At 61.0% G+C, this 20,533-nt stretch carries 20 protein-coding genes, 1 tRNA gene and 1 pseudogene; 12 read left to right on the forward strand and 10 right to left on the reverse strand.

What is annotated here, in order from left to right; all coding sequences use genetic code 11:
• Positions 1–77: 77 nt before the first annotated feature.
• Genes coaE through ACO076_RS04825 form a run of 4 tightly spaced genes read right to left on the reverse strand, consistent with a single transcriptional unit; the run spans position 78 to position 3,014 of the window.
• A complete protein-coding gene (gene coaE / locus ACO076_RS04810) occupies positions 78–689 on the reverse strand; it encodes a dephospho-CoA kinase (protein WP_421725592.1) in 612 nt (203 codons plus the stop codon).
• Complete coding sequence (locus tag ACO076_RS04815) at positions 689–1,522, reverse strand: shikimate dehydrogenase (RefSeq protein ID WP_421725593.1); 834 nt, start codon at positions 1,520–1,522, stop codon at positions 689–691. Before ACO076_RS04815 ends, coaE begins: the two co-directional genes overlap by 1 nt.
• Positions 1,519–2,178, reverse strand: coding sequence for a Maf family protein (locus ACO076_RS04820; RefSeq protein ID WP_421725594.1), 660 nt, complete (start codon positions 2,176–2,178; stop codon positions 1,519–1,521). The genes ACO076_RS04815 and ACO076_RS04820 overlap by 4 nt, the downstream gene beginning before the upstream one ends.
• On the reverse strand, positions 2,175–3,014 hold the full coding sequence (locus tag ACO076_RS04825; RefSeq protein ID WP_421725595.1) for a pyruvate, water dikinase regulatory protein: 840 nt from the start codon (positions 3,012–3,014) through the stop codon (positions 2,175–2,177). The genes ACO076_RS04820 and ACO076_RS04825 overlap by 4 nt, the downstream gene beginning before the upstream one ends.
• Positions 3,015–3,511: 497 nt before the next feature.
• Here ACO076_RS04825 and hemE point away from each other — a divergent pair, with 497 nt between their 5' ends.
• From hemE to ACO076_RS04845, 4 genes are all read left to right on the forward strand, one after another.
• A complete protein-coding gene (gene hemE / locus ACO076_RS04830) occupies positions 3,512–4,471 on the forward strand; it encodes a uroporphyrinogen decarboxylase (protein ID WP_421725596.1) in 960 nt (319 codons plus the stop codon).
• Positions 4,471–4,992 carry a protoporphyrinogen oxidase HemJ gene (gene hemJ, locus ACO076_RS04835; protein ID WP_421725597.1) on the forward strand — a complete coding sequence of 174 codons (522 nt, stop codon included), beginning with the start codon at positions 4,471–4,473 and terminating at the stop codon, positions 4,990–4,992. Before hemE ends, hemJ begins: the two co-directional genes overlap by 1 nt.
• 194 nt (positions 4,993–5,186) lie before the next feature.
• Entirely contained in the window at positions 5,187–6,452 is a 1,266-nt protein-coding gene (gene rho / locus ACO076_RS04840) for a transcription termination factor Rho (RefSeq protein WP_421725598.1), read from the forward strand.
• A 120-nt stretch (positions 6,453–6,572) separates the two neighbouring features.
• Complete coding sequence (locus ACO076_RS04845; protein WP_421725599.1) at positions 6,573–7,133, forward strand: AAA family ATPase; 561 nt, start codon at positions 6,573–6,575, stop codon at positions 7,131–7,133.
• 66 nt (positions 7,134–7,199) lie between these two features.
• On the opposite strand, the gene ACO076_RS04850 is transcribed toward ACO076_RS04845, so the two are convergent.
• The 3 genes and pseudogenes from ACO076_RS04850 to ACO076_RS04860 all read right to left on the reverse strand — a co-directional run.
• The gene (locus tag ACO076_RS04850) at positions 7,200–7,442 is read right to left on the reverse strand and encodes a hypothetical protein (protein ID WP_421725600.1); all 243 of its coding nucleotides are present in this window, start codon (positions 7,440–7,442) and stop codon (positions 7,200–7,202) included.
• Positions 7,443–7,643: 201 nt separating this feature from the next.
• The gene (locus tag ACO076_RS04855) at positions 7,644–9,170 is read right to left on the reverse strand and encodes a thioredoxin domain-containing protein (RefSeq protein ID WP_421726798.1); all 1,527 of its coding nucleotides are present in this window, start codon (positions 9,168–9,170) and stop codon (positions 7,644–7,646) included.
• Positions 9,171–9,218: 48 nt separating this feature from the next.
• Positions 9,219–9,650 (reverse strand): annotated as a pseudogene (locus tag ACO076_RS04860) (DUF255 domain-containing protein); the annotation flags it as partial.
• A gap of 48 nt (positions 9,651–9,698) precedes the next feature.
• Between ACO076_RS04860 and mnmE the strand changes: the two are divergent.
• The 5 genes from mnmE (at position 9,699) to ACO076_RS04885 (ending at position 15,402) form a co-directional block, all read left to right on the forward strand.
• Positions 9,699–11,033, forward strand: a complete 1,335-nt coding sequence (mnmE, locus tag ACO076_RS04865) for a tRNA uridine-5-carboxymethylaminomethyl(34) synthesis GTPase MnmE (protein ID WP_421725601.1) — start codon at positions 9,699–9,701, stop codon at positions 11,031–11,033.
• 97 nt (positions 11,034–11,130) lie between these two features.
• A complete protein-coding gene (gene mnmG / locus ACO076_RS04870) occupies positions 11,131–12,993 on the forward strand; it encodes a tRNA uridine-5-carboxymethylaminomethyl(34) synthesis enzyme MnmG (protein ID WP_421725602.1) in 1,863 nt (620 codons plus the stop codon).
• On the forward strand, positions 12,983–13,633 hold the full coding sequence (rsmG, locus tag ACO076_RS04875; RefSeq protein ID WP_421725603.1) for a 16S rRNA (guanine(527)-N(7))-methyltransferase RsmG: 651 nt from the start codon (positions 12,983–12,985) through the stop codon (positions 13,631–13,633). Before mnmG ends, rsmG begins: the two co-directional genes overlap by 11 nt.
• A gap of 24 nt (positions 13,634–13,657) precedes the next feature.
• The gene (locus ACO076_RS04880; RefSeq protein WP_421725604.1) at positions 13,658–14,473 is read left to right on the forward strand and encodes a ParA family protein; all 816 of its coding nucleotides are present in this window, start codon (positions 13,658–13,660) and stop codon (positions 14,471–14,473) included.
• Between the two features lie 56 nt (positions 14,474–14,529).
• Positions 14,530–15,402 carry a ParB/RepB/Spo0J family partition protein gene (locus tag ACO076_RS04885; protein WP_421725605.1) on the forward strand — a complete coding sequence of 291 codons (873 nt, stop codon included), beginning with the start codon at positions 14,530–14,532 and terminating at the stop codon, positions 15,400–15,402.
• A 124-nt stretch (positions 15,403–15,526) separates the two neighbouring features.
• Here the strand turns inward: ACO076_RS04885 and ACO076_RS04890 are convergent.
• Positions 15,527–15,613 (reverse strand) — tRNA-Leu (locus tag ACO076_RS04890).
• Positions 15,614–15,785: 172 nt separating this feature from the next.
• Here ACO076_RS04890 and ACO076_RS04895 point away from each other — a divergent pair.
• Together ACO076_RS04895 and ACO076_RS04900 are read left to right on the forward strand one after the other, a co-directional pair.
• Positions 15,786–16,427: an exopolysaccharide biosynthesis protein gene (locus tag ACO076_RS04895; protein WP_421726674.1), complete on the forward strand. Its 642-nt coding sequence runs from the start codon at positions 15,786–15,788 to the stop codon at positions 16,425–16,427.
• Positions 16,428–16,504: 77 nt separating this feature from the next.
• Positions 16,505–17,044, forward strand: a complete 540-nt coding sequence (locus ACO076_RS04900) for a disulfide bond formation protein B (protein ID WP_421725606.1) — start codon at positions 16,505–16,507, stop codon at positions 17,042–17,044.
• A 5-nt stretch (positions 17,045–17,049) separates the two neighbouring features.
• On the opposite strand, the gene ACO076_RS04905 is transcribed toward ACO076_RS04900, so the two are convergent.
• Positions 17,050–18,093 (reverse strand): aldo/keto reductase, encoded by a 1,044-nt coding sequence (locus ACO076_RS04905; protein WP_421726675.1) that lies wholly within the window; start codon positions 18,091–18,093, stop codon positions 17,050–17,052.
• 108 nt (positions 18,094–18,201) lie between these two features.
• Here ACO076_RS04905 and ACO076_RS04910 point away from each other — a divergent pair, with 108 nt between their 5' ends.
• Positions 18,202–19,845, forward strand: coding sequence for an MBL fold metallo-hydrolase (locus tag ACO076_RS04910; protein ID WP_421725607.1), 1,644 nt, complete (start codon positions 18,202–18,204; stop codon positions 19,843–19,845).
• Here ACO076_RS04910 and ACO076_RS04915 read toward each other — a convergent pair.
• Entirely contained in the window at positions 19,842–20,405 is a 564-nt protein-coding gene (locus ACO076_RS04915; RefSeq protein ID WP_421725608.1) for a flavodoxin domain-containing protein, read from the reverse strand. The two genes, ACO076_RS04910 and ACO076_RS04915, sit on opposite strands and share 4 nt — an antisense overlap.
• Positions 20,406–20,533: the final 128 nt, after the last annotated feature.

The following is a 20,533-nucleotide window of genomic DNA, read 5'->3' on the forward strand; positions in this document are numbered from 1 at the left end:
TCTCGATTTCCGAATCTGGGCTCGCTATTCCCGACGATGTGGTGCGCACGACCGCCCGACACAATCAAGGACACTGGTCAAAGTCTCCGTTCGCTACCACCCGCTGCGACCCCGGACACTGCCCGGAGAACGTCGTCTACCTGTCTCCGCGTGTCTTCCAGGCTCGCGCTCGTATCGACAATGAAATGGGCGCGTTGTCGCTTTTCGGCATCCGGCATCTGTCGGGCACGCATGGCCTCGGCGCGCTCGGCGGTCATGCCGTCCCGCTGCATCAGCCGTTCCATCTGGATTTCTGGTGTCGTCGAGACAACGAGAACGATGTCCATGTCTTTTTCAGCGCCGACTTCGAAGAGAAGCGGAATGTCACAAACCACAATCAGCGCGCCGGCACGGTTCCACTGATCGACAAATGCGTCCCGCTCGGCCGCGACCAACGGATGGATCAGCGATTCTAGCCTTGTCATGGCCCCCGGATCGCCCAAGACGCGCTGGCGCAGTTTGTCGCGATCGACGGCTCCCTCGGATGATGTCCCCGGAAACACGTTTTCAACGAGCGGCGCTGCGGCGCCGCGATAAAGCCGATGGACCGTCCTGTCGGCATCGAAGACCGGAACCCCGGCTTCGGCAAACATCGCCGTGACCGTCGACTTGCCCATGGCAACCGAGCCAGTCAGTCCAACGACAAGCATCACTCGTCCAGGGTGGCGACGACTGCTGCGCGAAGCGCCGGCGTCACCTCCGGCCGTGCCCCGAACCATCGTTCAAATCCGGGTACCGCCTGATGCAGCAGCATGCCAAGACCATCCACCGTCCTGACTCCCCGCTCGCGGGCGTCCGCCAGTAGGCCCGTTTCGAGTGGAACATAGACGAGGTCATTGACGACCACGGTTGTGCTCAGCCCATCGAGGTCAACATTCAGATCGGGCTGTCCGACCATTCCCAACGAGGTGGCGTTCACCAGGATCTTTGCCGCTGGCAGCAAGCCTTGCAGGTCGGACCATGCCGCGGGTCGGACATCCGATCCGAACGCGGTCGCTAAAGCCTGAGCACGCTCGACCGTCCGGTTGACGATATGGACCGGCGCGAAGCCGCGCGACAGAAGCGCCCAAACAACGGCGCGCGATGCACCACCAGCGCCGAGTATCACCGCCGGCCCCGGTTCTGCGTCCCAACCCGGTGCATTCTGGTCGAGATTGGCGAGAAAACCGTAGCCGTCGGTGGAGGTCCCAACCAATTTCCGGTCATCGAGCCAGATGGTGTTCAGGGCCCCCAAGGCTTCCGCCGCGGGCTCGAGGACATCAACGGCGGCAAAGGCCGCCTCCTTGTGCGGAACCGTGACGTTGCATCCGACAAAACCGGCATCCGCGAAGCTAGCGAAGAACGAAGCGATCGTCTCCGGTTCGACCGGTTGAAGGATATAGTCGCCGGCGATGCCAAGCGATTCCAGCCAAAACCGGTGAATCGTCGGCGACCGAGAATGAGACACTGGCCAGCCGATGACGCAGGCGATCGGTTCGCTCACCGCCGCTTCTCCATGTCCTCAACCAGGGTCAATGTGCTCGTCTCCATGATACCGATCGCACCAACGCTCCGCAGCCAAGTAAGAAGGGGTAACAGCGGAAGGCCAAGGATCGAAAAGTAGTCGCCGGCAACACGCGCGAAGAGCTGAATGCCCTGCCCTTCGATCTGATAGGCGCCGACGCTTCCGTAAATCGTCTCGCCAACGGCGTCCAGGTAGGCATCGATTTCCTTCGGCCCGAGTGACCGCATGGTAAGCGCGGGTACATCACAGTGCCGCCAAGCGATGGAGTCTCTCCGGGCGATGGCAACAGCCGTATGCAACTGATGGGTCCGCCCGGCGAGCACCTGGAGTTGATGTCGCGCGGCAGCGCGGTCCGGAGGTTTGGTGAGCCGCTTGCCGTCGACTTCCAACACCTGGTCGGCGCCGATCACCCATTGGCATTCAGGATACTGCTCCGCCACAGCGAGAGCTTTTGCCTCGGCAAGTCTCACTGCGATGTCAGTCGGACTAGCCCCGCCTGCGATCATTGGGGCGTCAACGGCCCGCTCGTCCACATTCGAGGGTACTGTGTCGAAGGTGATCCCCGCTCGGGCCAGCATTTCGACACGCGCTCGGCTCCGCGTTGCGAGAATGATCGTCGCCAAGGTGCTGCTCACGGCGGCATTGCGTCGCGATTCCTTTTGTCGCGCAACGCCAGAATCGCGGTCGCCGTTTCCTCGATCGATCGCCGGCTGACGTCGATTGTCGGCCAGCGGTTTTTGGCGAACAGCTTCCGAGCGGAGGTGATCTCGGCGGTGATAGCCGCCTTGTCCACGTACGATTCGCCGTGAGATGCCGCGTTCAGGCTCAGCACCCGGTTGTGACGCAGTTGCGCGATCCGCTCGGTACTGGCAGTCAAGCCGACGATCAGCGGGCCTTTGACGGTTTCGAGTTCCAGCGGCAGCGGCACCCCGGGAACAATAGGAATATTGGCGGTTTTGACCCCGCGATTGGCCAGGTAGATACTCGTCGGCGTCTTCGACGTACGGCTGACCCCCACCAAGACAACATCCGCCTCCTCCAGGGATCCGGCGAGCTGCCCGTCGTCGTGAATCATCGTGAAGTTCAGTGCATCGATGCGACGAAAGTAGTCGGCGTCGAGCATATGCTGTGCACCCATTCGCCGAGCGTCCGGAGCACCCAGATAGTTCTGCAAAAGTTGGAGCACGGGCTCGAGCACCGATGCGCACGGGATGCCAATCCGCCGACATTCGGCTTCCAGGCGTTTCCCGAGCTCTTCGTCGACAAGCGTGTAGAGCACGATGCCGGGTTCGGCCTCCAAGGCAGGAACGATGGCATCGATCTGCTTCGACGTCCGCACCATGGCATGAAGGTGTTCGACCGGGCGGATGTGACGGTACTGCGCGGCGGCTGCCCGACCGACGGCGATCAGAGTCTCGCCGGTTGCGTCTGAAATCAGATGCAGATGGAAAAAGCCTGCGTGACTATTCACCAACCGCCTGACCTCACCTGTGGATGCATCCTGAACAAATCTCGTTCCTCGTTCGGTTGGCCGGGACTTTCCCCGATAGGCCGGATTCGATCAACAGAGTCGAGACTCCGGTAGCGATTCCGTCGGTCTTGAACAACACAGCGGAATTCACAAAATCCCCTGGCTGTTGCTGGGGATTGTACGGGGACAAAGGTTGGATACCGCGGTTCGATGTACGTTAAGACTATGTTAACCAAAGGAAAAACGGCCGTCCCCGTTGTCTCTGGTGATCTCAGTGACCCCTTGCACCGAGTCAGAGTCAGGTCATGCGACAAGAGCACGAATTGTGGATGAGCGAGAACGGCGGTAATCCACGGTCAAAATGAATCAACAAACTAGAGTCTTCTCTTCTCTTTCTTTGGGCTGACACCGTGAACCAAGGGCACCCTGCCCCATCGACAAATCCGCTTCAGCGCGTCCTGGCACGAGAACCGGTTGATAGGCCACCGATCTGGCTCATGCGGCAGGCAGGTCGGTATCTTCCTGAATATCGAAGGATACGCGCGGAGGCTGGATCATTCCTCGATCTATGCTTTGATCCGGAACGAGCAGCCGAAGTCACCCTGCAGCCGATTCATCGTTTCGATTTCGATGCAGCGATCATCTTTTCCGACATTCTGACCGTTCCGTACGCTTTGGGCTGCGCGGTTGAATTTGTCGAAGGAGAAGGTCCTCGTCTTGAGCCCATCGACGCGTCGGGTATCGATCGGCTTGAGTTGGACTGTGTCAGTGGGCGTCTTGCTCCCGTTCACGATGCGCTTCGCCGTGTTCGAAGTGAACTATCGGTCGACAAGGCGCTCATCGGTTTCTGTGGGGCGCCGTGGACAGTTGCGACCTATATGGTGGCGGGTCGCGGCACCCCCGACCAGAAACCGGCCCGACTTATGGCTGCCGGCGATCCAGACACCTTTCAGACGCTGATCGACAGACTGGTCGACGCATCGGTCACTGCGTTACTCGGGCAGATCGAAGCGGGTGCCGACGTGATCCAGATTTTCGACAGCTGGGCTGGCATCCTCAATGATCGTGATTTCGATCGATGGTCGATCGAGCCGGCGGCCCAAATCGTTGCGAGGATAAAAGCCGAAGCACCGCATATTCGCGTCATCGGGTTTCCCAAGGGCGCCGGGTATCGAACACAGCGCTACATCAATGCGACGAAGATCGACGGGATTAGTATCGATTGGACTATACCCGTCGCTATCGCCGCCAATCAGCTTCAACCCGTTGCTGCGATCCAGGGCAACCTCGATCCGCTGCTTCTGGTCAACGGAGGGGATGCTCTCGATGCTGCCGTCGATGAAATCGTGTCGGCGCTCGATAGCGGTCCGTTCATCTTCAATCTCGGTCACGGTATCGTGCCAGAGACGCCGATCACGCATGTCGAGCGGTTGGTGAAACGCGTAAGGGGCGACTAATGGAAACCGACACGGCAACTCGCGTTCGTCGTGCAGTCATCGGATTGGTTGCGGTCGTCGTCCTGGTCGGCATCCTCGTCCTCTGGCAACCGTCGAATCTCTACCTCTGGATCAAGGCGGCCCACGTCATTGCCGTGATCGCGTGGATGGCTGGGATGCTCTATCTGCCGCGGCTGTTCGTCTATCACGTTAGTGCCGAGCCGGGATCGGTTCAGTCGGAGACGTTCAAGGTGATGGAGCGGCGGCTGCTCACCGTGATCATCAATCCCGCGATGGTCGTCACTTGGGCGCTGGGACTATGGCTGGCGTGGGACGGGGCCTGGTTCTCGAGCATATGGCTTCACATAAAAATCGCTCTGGTTATCGTTCTGTCTGGTGTCCATGGGCTATTCAGCCGATGGACGCGGGAGTTCGCTGATGATCGCAACGAACGAAGCGAGAAATTCTATCGCGCGGTCAACGAGATTCCGACCGTGCTGATGATCGCCATTGTCATTTTGGTGATCGTCAAACCGTTCTGACTATCCGATTTCCCTTGCCGCCGGGCGGGGGAGCGACTATTTTCCGGTAACCGCACGAGAAGCAGACGGAAATCCGGCGATCGATTCGGTTCGCCGCGGATCCGAGCCGAAGAACGATCGTTCCGGCCAAACGCTCTGCACCATCTTCCCCCTTCGCCTACCGGTTCTTAACCCACCGAGAGACACCCGCGTTAATGCAAGAAATGAAACTACAAGACCTCAAGGCGAAATCGCCTGTTGAGTTGCTGGCCTTCGCTGAAGAGCTTGACGTTGAGAACGCGAGCGCGCTCCGCAAACAGGAGCTGATGTTCGCCATCCTCAAACAGCTCGCCGCGAACGACACCGAGATCATCGGCGAGGGCGTTGTGGAAGTGCTGCAGGATGGCTTCGGCTTTCTGCGCTCACCCGACGCCAACTACCTCGCCGGCCCTGACGATATCTACGTCTCGCCCTCTCAGATCCGCCGGTTTTCACTGCGCACCGGTGACACGGTCGAGGGCCAGATTCGCAGTCCCAAGGACGGCGAGCGGTATTTCGCCCTGCTCAAGGTCAACACGATCAATTTCGAGGATCCCGAAAAGGCGCGTCACAAGGTTCACTTCGACAACCTGACACCGCTTTATCCCGACGAACGTTTCCGGATGGAGGTCGACAACCCGACCGGCAAGGATCTGTCGGCGCGGGTGATCGACCTGGTCGCGCCGCTCGGCAAGGGACAGCGGGCGCTGATCACCGCGCCGCCGCGGACGGGCAAGACGGTGTTCCTCCAGAACATCGCCCACTCGATAGCGGAAAACCATCCGGAGTGTTATCTGATCGTCCTGCTCATCGACGAGCGGCCGGAAGAGGTGACCGACATGCAACGCTCGGTGAAGGGCGAGGTCATTTCCTCGACCTTCGACGAACCGGCGTCGCGCCACGTTCAGGTCGCCGAGATGGTGATCGAAAAAGCCAAGCGGCTCGTCGAACATGGCCGTGACGTCGTGATCCTGCTCGACTCGATCACGCGCCTCGGTCGGGCCTACAACACCGTCGTTCCGTCGTCGGGCAAGGTGTTGACCGGTGGCGTCGACGCGAACGCGCTGCAGCGGCCAAAGCGCTTTTTCGGCGCGGCGCGAAACATCGAAGAAGGCGGCTCGCTCACCATCATCTCTACCGCGCTGATCGACACGGGCAGCCGCATGGATGAGGTGATCTTCGAGGAGTTCAAGGGCACCGGTAACTCTGAAATCATCCTCGACCGGAAGGTTGCCGACAAGCGCACCTTCCCGTCGATCGACATCACCCGATCCGGCACTCGAAAAGAGGAACTGCTGGTTCCGCCGCCGATCCTGAAGAAAATGTACGTGCTCCGGCGGATTCTGATGCCGATGGGGACGGTCGATGCCATCGAGTTTCTGCTCGACAAGCTACGGCAAACCAAGAGCAACGACGAGTTCTTCGAATCCATGAACACCTGATCGCCGATTACCCCTTTGGCGATCAGTCGCTCGAACACTCGAGTGCTCCTTCAAGCTTCGCTCAATACCCGCCGGCGCAAGGGCCGGCGCCTTTAGACTTGAGCCCGTCAGGGAGGAACCGTGTCGGACGAAGACCGTCTTCATGTCATCACCGGAGGTCCCGGTGCCGGCAAGACAACGATCATCGAAGCCTTGCGGGCGGAGGGATATCGATGTTTTGGTGAGGCCGGACGACAGATCATCCAACAGCAACAAATGATTGATGGCCCGGCGACCCATAGCGGCGATCGTGAGCTTTACCGAGAACTTATGCTGTCGCGGATGATACAGGACCGTGCCGATGCGTTGGGATCGCCGGGCACCGTCATCTTCGACCGCGGCATTCCGGGCTTGGTCGGATACTGTCATTTGATCGGCGTTCCGGTGCCCGATCATTTACGCAAGGCTATCGCGCGCTTTCGGTACAATCCCACCGTCTTGGTTACGCCTCCATGGCGCGAGATCTATGCCAAGGACGCTGAGCGGACGCAGGATTTCGGGGAAGCCATCAGGACGTACGAATCAATCGTCGCTGGTTGCGAGGAGTCAGGCTACCGGCCGGTAATGATCCCCCCGGGCACGGTAGCCGAGCGTTTGGCATTCGTCCTCAATGTCATCGATTCCGGTGGCAGTTGGCGCTAACGCGCGCAACTCCGGGTATCCGGACAAACGATGGTCGGACCGCCGCCTTTGCGCGGCGACCAACCCTCAGCCAAACGAGCGGATGGCGTTACGGAACCAAGCGCTCGATCCGTGACCGTTCGGGGAACGCCTGCGTCGGCGCTTGCGGTGGTCGTCGTAGCGGGCAAAGCCGAGCACTTTGACCCGTTCGCGCGCCTCCTCAAGCGAAAGCGCAGGGATCTCGATGGCCCAATCAGCCCCGTCGAAGCGGTATGTGAAGGTGAATCGCTTGTATTCAGAGGACGATTCCGGGCTCTTTGAAGTCTTCATCGGATATCACCTGTGATCGGATGTGTCGAAAAAGTGTCTCTTTACTTAGACTACTCAAACGAACTCCGTTTGGCCGGGCTCCGACGCACGAATTCACTATGGGTCATGCCCTACACGCCATAGGTGCGAAGGCTTAATGCCCAAAGGTTTACGATTTGTAAACCATGAACTTCTGACGCGTTGCGCTTGGTTACATTCGGCTCACAGGAGGGCGTCCAGTGCATCCACCTCCGTCACCGGCAATGAGCAGGTTTGCCCCCGGCACACATAGGCGGTTGGTATGCCGTCAACAGCGGTTTTTCCGCTGACTGGATGGTTCGTGGGGAGTGTGGTCGTATCCTGGTGAACGGACAGGACGATATTCGGCGTCCATTTTCGCCTGACAACGTCGACGATCGGCTCGGCCGCAGGCGCGTCCTTGGCAATCACCACAACATCGATCGCGTTGAGGCGAAAATCGAGCCCGGACATCGTTCCGGTCGTAGCGAACAGGTTTGCGGCGATCGCCGGTGCTGATGCTTCGAGAACGGCGTCGGCATCGTCTCTGTATTCCTGCTTGCCGGTCAGATGCCAGAGTCGCACGAGATTTTCGATCATCACCGAATTGGCGGCTGGTGTCGCATCGTCGTTAATCGACAAGGGGCGGACGATCAGAGCTTCGGCGTCATCCGCCGGAAGGTAATAGCCGGGGTCTGAAGCGTTCCAATGATGCACACGGACCAAGCCCGTAAGCCGCTCCGCGTCCGTCACGTAGCTCTTGTCGAGGGTAGTATCATGGAGGGCGAGGGCTGCGGCGATCATATTGGCGTAGTCGGTGGCTAGGCCCGGGAACACGAACTTGTCGTCTCGCCACGCGTGGGCGAGGCGGCCATCTTGGCTCATCGGGCCGACAACGAATTGGAACGCGTTTTTCGCCATCGCTAGCCATTCAGGGCGCTTGAATGTTGCAGCCGCGAAAGCGAGCGCGCTGATGGTCAAGCCGTTCCAATCGGCAAGGATCTTGTCATCGGTAGCCGGCCGGACCCGAGAACCTCTCCGAGCGAGAAGACGCTTCCGGGCCATCGCCAGGCGGTCTTCGTCTTTTGCGGATCGAAGAGCCATGCTGTTCAGACGATTGAGGATGCTCACACCTTCCCAGTTGCCGCCGGGCTGGACATCGTAGACATCACAAAAGAAGGCCGAATCGTCGCCGAGCGTGACATCGACCTCATCACGCTGCCAAACGTAAAACTTGCCCTCGACGCCTTCGGAATCGGCATCGATGCTGGCTGCGAACGCTCCGGACGGTGCCGTCATCTCGCGATCGAGCCATGCGATCGTTTCTGCGACGCGGCGACTGAAGAGCCGATCACCCGTCGCGATAAATGCCTGTGTCATCAGGGTAATCAGCTGAGCATTATCATAGAGCATCTTCTCGAAATGCGGGACCAACCAGCGGTCGTCGACCGAATAGCGAGCGAAGCCACCGCCCAGGTGATCGTAGATGCCGCCCTGAGCAACATTGCGAAGGGTTGTCAGCATCGCTTCACGAAAGGCCGGATTGTCGGTCCGGTCTCCGGCCCGCCAGAGGAATCCAAGCAACGATGCCTGCGGAAATTTTGGAGCGCCGCGGGTCCCACCATGGACGCGATCGACAAAGCCAAGAAGACGCTCAGAAGCCTGGTCCAGCAGCGCGGGACCGAGCGTGACCGTGCCAGCAGGCGCCGGCTTTTCGGCCAGATGCTGCATCAGCGCGTTCGCGCTCGCCGCGACCTTGGCGGGTTCCTCTCGGGCGACCCTGGCAACCTCCTCGAGAACACTGACGAACGAGGGCCGTCCAAACCGGGCGGTCTTGGGAAAGTACGTTCCGCCCCAGATCGGTTCGCCGGCCGAAGTCAGAAACATGGTCAGAGGCCATCCGCCTTGCTCGCCGAGGGCGTGGAGCGCGTTCATGTAGATCTGATCTATGTCGGGTCGTTCTTCGCGATCGACCTTGATATTGACGAACAGCCGGTTCATCACCGCCGCCGTCTCTGGGTCCTCAAAGCTTTCGTGGGCCATGACGTGGCACCAATGGCAGGCGGCATAGCCCACCGACAGCAAGATCGGCTTGCCGGTTGCCTTGGCTTCGTCTAGCGCGGCTGGACCCCACGGTCGCCAGTGGACCGGGTTATCCTTGTGCTGCAGGAGATATGGGCTCGATTCGTCGGCGAGGAGGTTGGTACTCATGATGGGCAATGTAGGCAGTCAGCTCAGAGATAGACAGGGCGGATAGTGATGACCGCAACCGATACCATCTTCGCCTTGGCAACCGGCGGATTGCCCTCCGGGATCGCGATCGTGCGAGTCTCCGGGCCGCGGGTCCGCCGCGGGCTTGAAGCGCTTGTCGGATCGGTTCCTCAACCACGACGAGCTGCGTTGCGATCGATCCACGACGAACAGGGCCAGTTGATTGATCGCGCCATTGTCGTCTTTTTCGCAGCGCCCGCGACCTTTACCGGCGAGGATATCGCCGAGCTCCACCTCCATGGCGGCCGCGCGGTCGTTGGTGCGGCCCTGAAAACTCTTGGCCGGATCGACGGTTTTCGGCCTGCCGAGGCCGGGGAATTCACTCGGCGGGCTTTCGCGAACAGTCGGGTCGATCTGACTCAGGTCGAAGGACTTGCCGATCTGGTCTTGGCCGAGACAGACGCCCAACGCCGCCAAGCGCTGCGCCAAGCCGACGGCGTTTTGGGGGCGCAATACGAGGATTGGCGCCAGCGGCTGATCCGAGCGCGGGCGTTGCTAGAAGCGGAGCTCGATTTTCCTGACGAGGACGACGTGCCGGGCTCAGCGAGCGATGCCGCGTGGGAGGACGTCGGAACGCTGATCGCGGAAATGGATGCCCATTTGGCTGACGGTCGGCGCGGGGAGCGCCTGCGCGACGGCTACGAAATCGTCGTCCTGGGTCCGCCCAATGCCGGGAAATCGAGCCTGGTCAACGCGTTGGCGCGACGGGACGTCGCCATTGTGTCGACCGAACCCGGAACCACGCGTGATTTGATCGAAGTACGTCTTGATCTTGATGGGTATCCGGTCACCGTGATCGATACCGCTGGTATGCGCGAAAGCGTTGGAATCGTTGAGGAAGAGGGCATCCGACGGGCGCGAGCGCGGGCTGCTCAGGCGGACCTGGTGTTGTGGTTGACGCCGGTTGGCGATGAGCTGTTGCTGCCAGTCACGGAAGATAGCCAGCCGGTGATCGCAGTTGGAACGAAGATCGATCTCGCTGAAAGCCACGTCGAAGACCCAATTGACCCTAAAGGATTCGATCTACTGGTTTCGTCGCGCACCGGCCGTGGAATCGACTCCCTGATTTCGACCCTGGCGGATCGGGCTGCGGAGGCGATGGCCGTGGGTGAGGCGCCGGCGGCGACTCGGGAACGCCATCGATCGGCTATCACGACAGTGCGCGACGCCCTCGCGACAGCGGGCGACGGCGGCCGTCGGCCGCTCGAACTCCGCGCCGACGACCTTCGGCGCGCGACCGATGCCCTTGGTCGGCTCACTGGTCGGGTGGATGTCGAGGAACTTCTGGACGTCGTGTTTCGCGATTTCTGCATTGGCAAGTGATCGACCAACGAGGCATCTGTTTCACGTGAAACACTTCCCGAGTGCGACCGGACGAATTCTTTGACCGGAGACGATCTTCCGAGTAGGGGTTCCAATCATGGAAACCTATGACGTCGTTGTCGTTGGCGGCGGACACGCCGGAACCGAGGCTGCTGCTGCGGCCGCGCGGTTCGGTGCGCGAACGGCTCTCGTTACGCATAAGCGGGCCACCGTCGGCGCGATGTCCTGTAACCCCGCCATTGGCGGGATCGGCAAGGGGCACCTGGTCCGCGAGATCGACGCGCTCGACGGCGTCATGGGAGTCGCAGCGGATCGGGCTGGTATTCAGTTTCGAATGCTCAACCGTCGCAAGGGACCGGCCGTTCGTGGTCCACGGGCGCAAGCGGACCGTAAGCTCTACGCGCAGGCGATCCAGGAACTACTGGGCAACATCGACGGCCTGACTATCGTCGAGGGCGCGGTTGGCGATCTCGTCACCGACAACGGGTCGGCTGCCGGAGTCGTGCTGGAGGACGGACGATCCATCCGCGCGGGTGCGGTGATTATCACAACGGGTACGTTCCTCCGTGGCGTCATTCACATCGGCGACCAGACCACGCCGGCGGGTCGAGTCGGCGAAGCGCCGACGATCGGGTTGGCGCACACGATCGAGGGCCTGGGATTCCGGATGGGGCGCCTGAAGACCGGAACGCCACCCAGAATCGATGGGCGAACCGTTGATTGGCGTATTCTCGATCGTCAGCCCGGTGACGATCCGCCGAAGCCTTTTTCGTTCATGACCGCCGCGATCACGACGCCACAGATCGACTGCCATATCACGCGGACGACACCGGCGACTCATGCCGTGATCCGGGAGAATATTGGCCGATCGGCTATGTATTCCGGGAAAATCGAAAGCCGCGGTCCACGGTATTGTCCTTCGATTGAGGACAAGATTTCTCGATTCGGTGACCGCGATGGACATCAGATCTTCCTGGAACCCGAAGGCCTCGACGACAACACCGTCTACCCGAATGGAATATCGACATCCCTGCCAGAGGATGTCCAGGCGGCGATGCTTGCGACGATTCCCGGCCTCGAAAAGGCGCGAATCATCCGGAGCGGCTATGCGATCGAGTACGATCATGTCGATCCACGTGAGCTTCTGTCGAACCTCGAAGCCAAGCGTTTGCCGCGGTTGTTCCTGGCCGGGCAAATAAACGGAACGACGGGCTACGAAGAGGCAGCGGCTCAGGGCCTGGTGGCCGGGTTGAATGCTGGGCGCATCGCGTCCGGCTCCGATGGCGTCGCTATCAGCCGGACCGAGGCCTATATCGGCGTTATGGTCGATGACCTTGTCACCCGAGGGGTCACCGAGCCGTATCGCATGTTCACCTCACGGGCTGAGTATCGACTGTCGCTGCGAGCTGACAATGCGGACCGCAGGCTGACGGGGCGCGGCGTGAATCTGGGTGTAGTTGGGGGACAACGTGCTGAAGCGTACCGCGCCAAGGCAGCTGCGCTTGCAGAGGCGCAGCGGAGACTTGAGGCACTAACAATAACACCGGATGCGGCGGTCCATCATGGCTTAAGCCTCAATCGGGACGGCGTTCGGCGTTCGGCGTTCGATCTGCTGGCGCGTTCGGACATCGACATGTCCACCCTCGCCCGGATTTGGCCTGACCTCGCCGCCCTCGATCCGCTGGTGTCCGAGCAACTCGAAATCGATGCGGGCTATGCTGTATACCTGGAACGTCAACAGGCCGATGTAGAGGCCTTTCGCAAGGACGAAGCTGTGCCCCTACCACGCGACCTGGACTACGCCGCCATCCCCGGCTTGTCTGCCGAGATGCGTGAACGGCTGATTACCGCATCGCCAACGACGCTGGGCCAGGCGGCGCGGGTTAATGGGGTGACCCCGGCGGCCATTGCCGTGCTTTTGGCTACGATCAAACGGCACGCGGCCCGGGATGCAGCCTGAGGCGTCGTCCGATTCGCTGGCGGCGCTTTCAGACATCCTCCCTGTTTCACGTGAAACAGGCCAGCGACTGGCGGCCTTCGTTGGGTTGGTGAGGAAGTGGCAGAAAGCCGAGAACCTGATCGGCCCAGCCACCCTACCGGCGATCTGGCGGCGGCATGTCGCCGACTCCGCTCAGCTTCTTGCGCTGTTCTCTGAGGACAGGCGATGGCTGGACCTGGGCAGCGGTGGTGGCTTTCCCGGAATCGTCTTGGCCTGTTTCCTCGCCGAAACGAGCAATGCCGCCGTTCATCTGGTCGAGGCGAACATGAGGAAATGTGCATTTCTGCGCCGATGCATCCGCGACCTGGGCATTCCGGCCGAGATTCATCAGGGCCGAATCGAGGCCGTTTTGGCCGACTGGACCGTGTCGGTGGATCGCGTCACCGCTCGTGCGTTGGCTCCACTGGGTAGATTACTGGCGCTCGCAGAGCCGCTAATCCGCCAGGGTATCCCCGCTGCTTTCTTCAAGGGGGCAGATTTTGCGCTGGAAATCGAGACGGCCACTCAATCATGGGACCTCGATCTGGTAAAACACCCGAGTCGAATCGATTCTCGCGGTGTGATTCTCGAAATCCGCAACGCCCGGCGTCGAGACGTTTGACGCGTATTTGAGGACGACAAGGCAATGAGCCTGCCTCCGGTCCCCCGTGTTCTGGCGCTTGCCAATCAGAAGGGCGGCGTGGGTAAGACCACCACCGCAATCAACCTCGGGACCGCCCTCGCGGCGATCGGGGAGCACGTGCTGATCGTCGACCTCGATCCGCAGGGTAATGCGTCCACGGGGCTCGGCATCGACCGGCAGAGTCGTCGGCGTTCTACATATGATCTCCTCCTCGGCGAAGCATCGCTTGAAGAGGTCGCCATGGAGACCGCCGTTCCCAGAGTTTCGGTCGCCCCTTCGACCCTCGATCTGCTGGGAGTCGAGCTGGAGATCGCTGATAGTCCCGATCGGACCCATCGACTTCGCGCGGCACTTGCTTCGTTGGCGGAACGAGATTCGAGCCGGGTCCGTAACTATTCTTACGTGCTTGTCGACTGTCCGCCGTCGCTCAATCTGCTCACCATCAACGGGATGACCGCGGCGCACTCGGTGCTCGTCCCCCTGCAATGCGAATTCTTCGCCCTCGAAGGTCTCAGCCAGCTTCTGCAGACTGTCGAGCAGGTGAAGCGGTCACTCAATCCAGAACTGACGATCCATGGCATCGTCCTGACCATGTTCGACAGTCGCAATACCTTGTCGAACCAGGTTGTAGCCGATGTGCGTGCCAATATGGGCGCTGCCGTCTACAACACGGTCATTCCCCGCAATGTCAGGGTTTCCGAAGCGCCGTCTCACGGCAAACCGGTACTTCTCTACGATTTCAAAAGTACAGGCAGCCAAGCCTATCTGCGGCTGGCGGCCGAAATCATCCAACGCGAAAGAAGGCTTCGGGCTGCGTAACGACGAGGCAGCCTTAACGCCCTGTTAACCATAAGTTTCAACGAGGAGATGGACCAATGGCCGAAGAAACGTCCCGACGGCGGCTTGGACGTGGTCTGGCGGCGCTCATCGGCGACGCTGGCACGGAACCCGCTGTCGAATCGCGCCCCGCTGGGCCGCCCAAAACCCTTCCGGTCGGGTTTCTCCGCGCCAATCCGCGCAATCCGCGCAAGGACTTTGACACCGAAGAACTCAGCGATTTGGCTGCTTCGGTGAAAGAACGCGGGGTCGTTCAGCCGATCCTGGTGCGGCCCTTACCGGGGATTCCCAATGCCTATGAGATCATCGCCGGCGAGCGGCGTTGGCGGGCAGCGCAAAAGGTGGGCCTGCACGATGTCCCGGTTGCGATCCATGAGGTCTCAGACTCAGAAGCCCTCGAACTGGCGATCATCGAGAACGTTCAGCGGGCCGATCTCAACCCGCTCGAGGAGGCCGTCGGCTATAGCCAGCTTCTTGAAGAGCATGGCTACAGTCAGGGTCAGCTAGCCGATGTGATCGGTAAAAGCCGCGCCCATATTGCCAATACACTACGCCTGCTCAAACTTCCCGAGACGGTCCAGGCGCTGGTCCGCAGTGGCAAGCTCTCGGCCGGCCACGCGCGAACTCTGGTGCTCGCTGAGAACCCGGAAGCGATGGCGGAGCGGATTATCGCGGCCGGCATGAGCGTACGGGAAGCGGAAGCCTTGGCCGGCGATCAACAACCGAAATCAAAACTGGCTGCGAAGGCGCCGACTGTAAAGGATGCGGACACACTGGCCCTTGAGAAATCGCTTTCCGACGTCCTTGGTCTTGGCGTCGCAATCCAGCACAAGCGCGGCGGCGGCGAGGTCCGAATTCGCTACAAAACGCTCGAGCAACTCGACGACATCACCCGCCGGCTGAAGGCTTGACGGCTTGTCGCCCTCTGCGCGCGTTCCGCGGAAGAACACGCCTTGGCAGTGGTGTGGGTGAGAGGAGAAATCTCGAACCCCGCCACGCACATCGGGTTGGCCGGCGGCGATGTGCGAACAAAAATGGTGCCCCTGGCCGGGCTCGAACCAGCACGCCCTCGCGGGCAACAGATTTTGAGTCTGCCGCGTCTACCAATTCCGCCACAGGGGCCGACCGTTCAGGTCGGGACATCCGTTTAGGGGGGCGGTCAGAAGCCGTCAAGGCGGCTGACTGCCGATTCTCGTCAGGGCTCTTCCGTTCGCATAGTTGCCTCGTTACGGCCCCATCACGGCTCTGCTATGAGTGCTTTCTCAGCAAGGAACGGTGACCGAACGTGGCAACGATGAACGAGGCGGAGAGCGCCGGTGGATATAGCCCGCGCGGAGCGCTCACCAAGATCGAGCACGTTCTCAAAGCGCAGAGCGGCGCTGATTCGTCGGCCGAGATAACCCTCGGGGATCTGAGCGACGCGATGGAGGAGCGCGCATTTGGCCTCTTGATCCTAATCCTTGCGCTGCCGTGTTGTCTGCCATTCGTCTATGTGCTTCCGCAGCTGGTTTCCCTGCCGATGGTGGTTCTGGCGTGGCAGATGGCCGCGGGTCGCCGGGCGCCCTGGCTGCCCGAGGCGCTGCGCAAGCGCAGGCTCCCGGTGGCAAGCCTGCTTGATGTTGTGGACCGGACGCGACGATACGGTGGTGGTTTTGTCGAACGGCTCGCCCATCCGCGTCTGACGCGAATGACGGGGGATCGGGGAACGCGTCTGATCGGGGCGTTGATGATCGTGCCTAGCCTGTCGATTCTCGTGCCGCTGCCCTTGACCAACACGGTGCCCGGTTTCGGCGTTTCGCTCGTTGCCGTCGGGCTAATCGAGCGCGATGGCCTGTTTGTGGTTGGCGGCCTGATTATTGGCCTCGTCTGGGTCCTGCTTCTCATAGTGGGTGGACCGGCGCTGATCTATTTTCTGGTCGACTGGGCTTTCAGCTGAACGATCCGGGGGCTTGTTTTTACCGCTTTCGTGGTGTTGCTATTCGCGCCCAGCCAAACCCTCTGAGGTCACAGAAAATGGATGCCACCCACCGTCGTGAGATGCTGGCACCGGCGATCGTTCTCGTCGTTGGAGGATCGGCTCTTGCCACCGCTTGGGGGTTTCAGCTGATTGGCGGGTTCATCCCGTGCGAACTCTGTCTGCAGCAACGGGTGCCATACTATATCGGCCTGCCGATCGCGTTGGCGGCGCTGCTGGCCGCGGTAGCTGGCGCGAAGCCGACCGCCGTGCGGATGCTGATGATGGTTGCTGGCCTGATCTTCGTCTTCAATGTCTATCTCGGCGTCTATCACGCGGGCGCCGAATGGGCCTGGTGGCCGGGGCCGGCCGATTGTGGCGCTGGTGGTGCCGGGCCGGTCGGCGACGTCAACGATCTGCTCGGGCAGCTCGACTCGATCCGTATCGTCTCGTGTACCGACGCAACTTGGCGGTTTCTGGGCCTTTCCTTCGCTGGCTGGAATGTCGTCGCGTCGCTGGTGCTGGTAGCCGTGGCATTCTGGGGTGCCTTTCGGCGGCTCGCAGAGCCGTCAACAGTCCCGGCGCGCAGCGAAGCCTGAGAATCCTACAGATACGGCGAGAGTAGTGCCCTGTCGGCAGCCGACAGGCGATCGCTCGCTGTGTTGGCCTGATGCCAGTAGGGGTAGATCAGCGGTAGCTTGCTCACGTCATCGAGCCGTTGGCGCTCGTCTTCGGTGAGGATCAGATCGGCAGCGCCTAGGCTGTCCTCGAATTGCTCCATATTGCGGCCGCCGACGATCGCTGACGTGACGCCCGGCCGGCCGAGCGCCCAAGCCAGCGCGACCTGAGCTCCCGACACCTTCCTGGCCTTGGCGATCTCAACGATGACCTCGATGATGTCGTAGAGGCGCTCGACGTCGCGGATCGGCGGTTCAGCCCATTGCTTGGCATGTCGGGTACCGCTCGGTCGCTTCTTGCCGCGGCGGAACTTGCCGGTGAGCAAGCCGCCGGCCAGCGGGCTCCAGACCAAAATGCCCAGCCCCTCGGCCAATGAGATGGGTACCAGTTCGTATTCGGCCTCGCGGGCTTCGACTGTGTAGTGGATCTGCTGGCTAACAAATCGGGCGCCGCCTGTGCGATCGGCCGCGGCAAGACCCTTCATGATGTGCCAGCCGGACCAGTTGGAACAGCCGATGTAGCGCACGTGTCCGGCCGAGACGAGGTAATCGAGGGCCGCCATGATCTCCTCGATCGGTGTTTGTCCGTCCCATTGATGTACCTGATAGAGATCGATCCAGTCGGTCTGCAAACGCTTCAGGCTCGCCTGGCACTCGTTGATGATGTGATGCCGCGACAAGCCGCGGTCGTTAGGGCCGCCTCCCATGCCGAACCGCACTTTTGTAGCCAGGATAACGTCGGCCCGTTTGCCTTTGAGAGCCGCGCCGGTGATCTCCTCCGATCGCCCGGCCGAGTAGACATTCGCGGTGTCGATGAGGTTGACGCCATGGTCGAAACAGAGATCGATTTGCCGCCGCGCTTCCTTGAGGCCGACGGAGCCGATCGCGTCTTTGCCGCGGCCAAAGGTCATGGTGCCCATGGCGATAGTCGATACTTTCAGGCCGGAGCGGCCGAGCAGGCGGTATTCCATGACGGTTTCCTCGGAATGGGCGTGGCGAATCGCGGTGAGTACCGCATAGCGTCTTCCGAACGGTTTGTCGCGTGAGGCAGTGGCGCTCGCGTCCGGGATCATGCCAGCATGCCCTACTTGGAGGGCGGCGATGGGAACGTTATGGCGGTAAGGATTACATTTCGCGGCGGCGCGGGGACCGTCACCGGCTCGTGTTACCTGATCGATCATGACAAGGGCCGGTTCCTGATCGACTGCGGCCTGTTTCAGGGGAATCGCACGATTCGCGAATTGAACTACGCGCCGTTTCCGTTCGATCCGGCTACTATCGATTATTTGCTCCTCACCCATGCCCACATCGATCACGTTGGCCTTGTGCCGAAGCTGACGCGGCTTGGTTTCACCGGGCCGATCCACGCGACCACGCCGACCTTGGACCTCCTCACCTTCATGCTGCCCGACAGCGGCAAGATCCAGGAAAGCGAAGTCGAGCGCAAAAACCGAACGCTGAAGCGGCAGGGCAAACCGACGGTCACACCGATCTATACTCAAGCGGACGCGGAGGCGAGCCTCGAAAACGGAGCACCACATCCGATGGAGACTTGGCTCGAACCGGGGCCGGGGGTCAAGGCGCGGTTCTGGAACGCCGGCCACATCCTCGGCGCGGTTTCCATCGAACTCGCCATCGACAATGGCGGTCCCCGACCGTTACGGCTGCTCTTCTCCGGCGATCTCGGTCCCGATGAGAAGGTCTTCCATCTCGCGCCGGACGCCCCAGAGGGGTTCGACTATGTGGTGTGCGAAAGTACCTACGGCGATCGCGATCGCGATGACGTGACCGTCGAGGGTCGGAGAGCCGCTCTGGAACGGGAAATCGGCGAAGCGCTGTCTCGCGGTGGCAATCTGGTGATCCCGAGCTTCGCGGTTGAGCGCAGCCAGGAACTGCTACACGACATCGGTGTTTTGCTCGCCGAAGGACGAATACCCAAAAACACCCCGGTTTTCCTCGATTCCCCGCTTGCGAGCCGGGTTACCAGGGTGTTCATCCGCCACGCCGGTGCTTTGGAAGATGTCGCGCTCGATGAAGCCGAACTGTTTCGTCATCCGAATTTCCGCATCACCGAAAGCGTCGAGGACAGCAAGGCGATCAATCGGATCAGCGGCGGCGCCATCATCATTTCGGCGAGCGGCATGTGCGACGCCGGCCGCATCCGCCATCATCTGCGCAACAACCTCTGGCAGCGAAAAGGCACCGTGTTATTCGTCGGCTACCAAGCACCCGGTACCTTAGGCAGCATCATCCTCAACGGCGCCGAGGAGGTTCGGATTCATGGTCGCGACATTAAGGTCGCGGCCACGATCCGGCGACTTGGAAACTACTCGGCCCACGCTGATCAGGGCGAGCTGCTGGCCTGGATCCGCGATCGCCAGCCGGTGCGCGGCGGTTTCTTCCTCACTCACGGCGAAAACGAAGCGCGTGCGGCGCTGAGTGAGCTGATGGTCGAGCAGGGAATCGACGGCGCGCGCATTCATCAACCGGCGCTTGACGACTCCTTCCTGCTGGAGGCCGGCCAGGCGCCGCTCCGGAAGGCCCAGCCCAAACGTGTTCCAGCCGACCAAATGGTCCGCGATTGGGCCGACGACTACCTGGCGTTTTCGTTCGCGCTGGCCGAACGGCTCGATCGGATCGCCAATGAACCAGACAAGCGGGAACTCATGCGGCGGCTGAGGGCCACGCTTGCCAACGACCATCAGCAAAATGAAGAAATTTAGCCGGCTTTCTTTTCATCGTCGCCTTCGGTCGGCAACTTGGCCAGGAAATCCTCGACGAACACCCGAACGTCATCCCAGTCGGTGTACTCGGTGTCCGAATGGACATCGACGTCGGATTGATGTTGCCGGGCGATGGCGCGCATGATCCAGCGCTTGAAGAAATCGTACTGCGTGAATCGCAGCGCTCCAGCGGCGTGGAGTGTTGCTTTCGGAAGCCAGCCCGAATCGCGAAGCATCTTCTGGGCCGTCTCGTCGATTTCCGCTCGTCCGTGAGGATCATCTCCGGCCGCCGCCAGGGACACAGAAATGAAGGCTGACGGCATGCCGTTCAGCCGTTCGTGCCAATCTCGGATATGGTGGACGAGCGCACCCTGATACCGACCCATGTGGACCGAGCCGGCCAGAATCGCGGCCTGGCAACGCGACGGCTCAAGTGCGCTGACGTCGCTCGCGTCGAACAGCGCCGCCTCGTGCCCCTTTTCGCGAACGATGTCCGCGACGAACTCAGCGATCTTTCGTGTCTGCCCCTCCGTGGTTCCGTAACAGATCAGAACGCGCATGACGAACTCCCGAGGTTTGACCACGCCCATGGGCCCGCCGACGAGGCGAGTTGATCGACTGCGAGGGCCGACGGCGAGGAATGTGGATAGCCGTTATTATGGCAGCAGGCTTGGTTACCCGGGTTTGA

The organism is Bauldia sp. (assembly GCF_965232525.1).
In the GTDB taxonomy this organism is placed as follows: Bacteria; Pseudomonadota; Alphaproteobacteria; order Rhizobiales; family Kaistiaceae; genus Bauldia.

Coding starts and splice junctions, on each gene's coding strand:
- coaE (WP_421725592.1), bottom strand. CDS start 689: ATGCTTGTCGTTGGACTGACTGGCTCGGTTGCCATGGGCAAGTCGACG.
- ACO076_RS04910 (WP_421725607.1), top strand. CDS start 18,202: ATGCCCTACTTGGAGGGCGGCGATGGGAACGTTATGGCGGTAAGGATT.
- ACO076_RS04915 (WP_421725608.1), bottom strand. CDS start 20,405: ATGCGCGTTCTGATCTGTTACGGAACCACGGAGGGGCAGACACGAAAG.
- ACO076_RS04885 (WP_421725605.1), top strand. CDS start 14,530: ATGGCCGAAGAAACGTCCCGACGGCGGCTTGGACGTGGTCTGGCGGCG.
- ACO076_RS04895 (WP_421726674.1), top strand. CDS start 15,786: ATGAACGAGGCGGAGAGCGCCGGTGGATATAGCCCGCGCGGAGCGCTC.
- hemJ (WP_421725597.1), top strand. CDS start 4,471: ATGGAAACCGACACGGCAACTCGCGTTCGTCGTGCAGTCATCGGATTG.
- hemE (WP_421725596.1), top strand. CDS start 3,512: ATGCGGCAGGCAGGTCGGTATCTTCCTGAATATCGAAGGATACGCGCG.
- ACO076_RS04905 (WP_421726675.1), bottom strand. CDS start 18,093: ATGGAATACCGCCTGCTCGGCCGCTCCGGCCTGAAAGTATCGACTATC.
- mnmG (WP_421725602.1), top strand. CDS start 11,131: ATGGAAACCTATGACGTCGTTGTCGTTGGCGGCGGACACGCCGGAACC.
- mnmE (WP_421725601.1), top strand. CDS start 9,699: ATGACCGCAACCGATACCATCTTCGCCTTGGCAACCGGCGGATTGCCC.
- ACO076_RS04880 (WP_421725604.1), top strand. CDS start 13,658: ATGAGCCTGCCTCCGGTCCCCCGTGTTCTGGCGCTTGCCAATCAGAAG.
- ACO076_RS04850 (WP_421725600.1), bottom strand. CDS start 7,442: ATGAAGACTTCAAAGAGCCCGGAATCGTCCTCTGAATACAAGCGATTC.
- ACO076_RS04900 (WP_421725606.1), top strand. CDS start 16,505: ATGGATGCCACCCACCGTCGTGAGATGCTGGCACCGGCGATCGTTCTC.
- rsmG (WP_421725603.1), top strand. CDS start 12,983: ATGCAGCCTGAGGCGTCGTCCGATTCGCTGGCGGCGCTTTCAGACATC.
- ACO076_RS04855 (WP_421726798.1), bottom strand. CDS start 9,170: ATGCAGCATCTGGCCGAAAAGCCGGCGCCTGCTGGCACGGTCACGCTC.
- rho (WP_421725598.1), top strand. CDS start 5,187: ATGCAAGAAATGAAACTACAAGACCTCAAGGCGAAATCGCCTGTTGAG.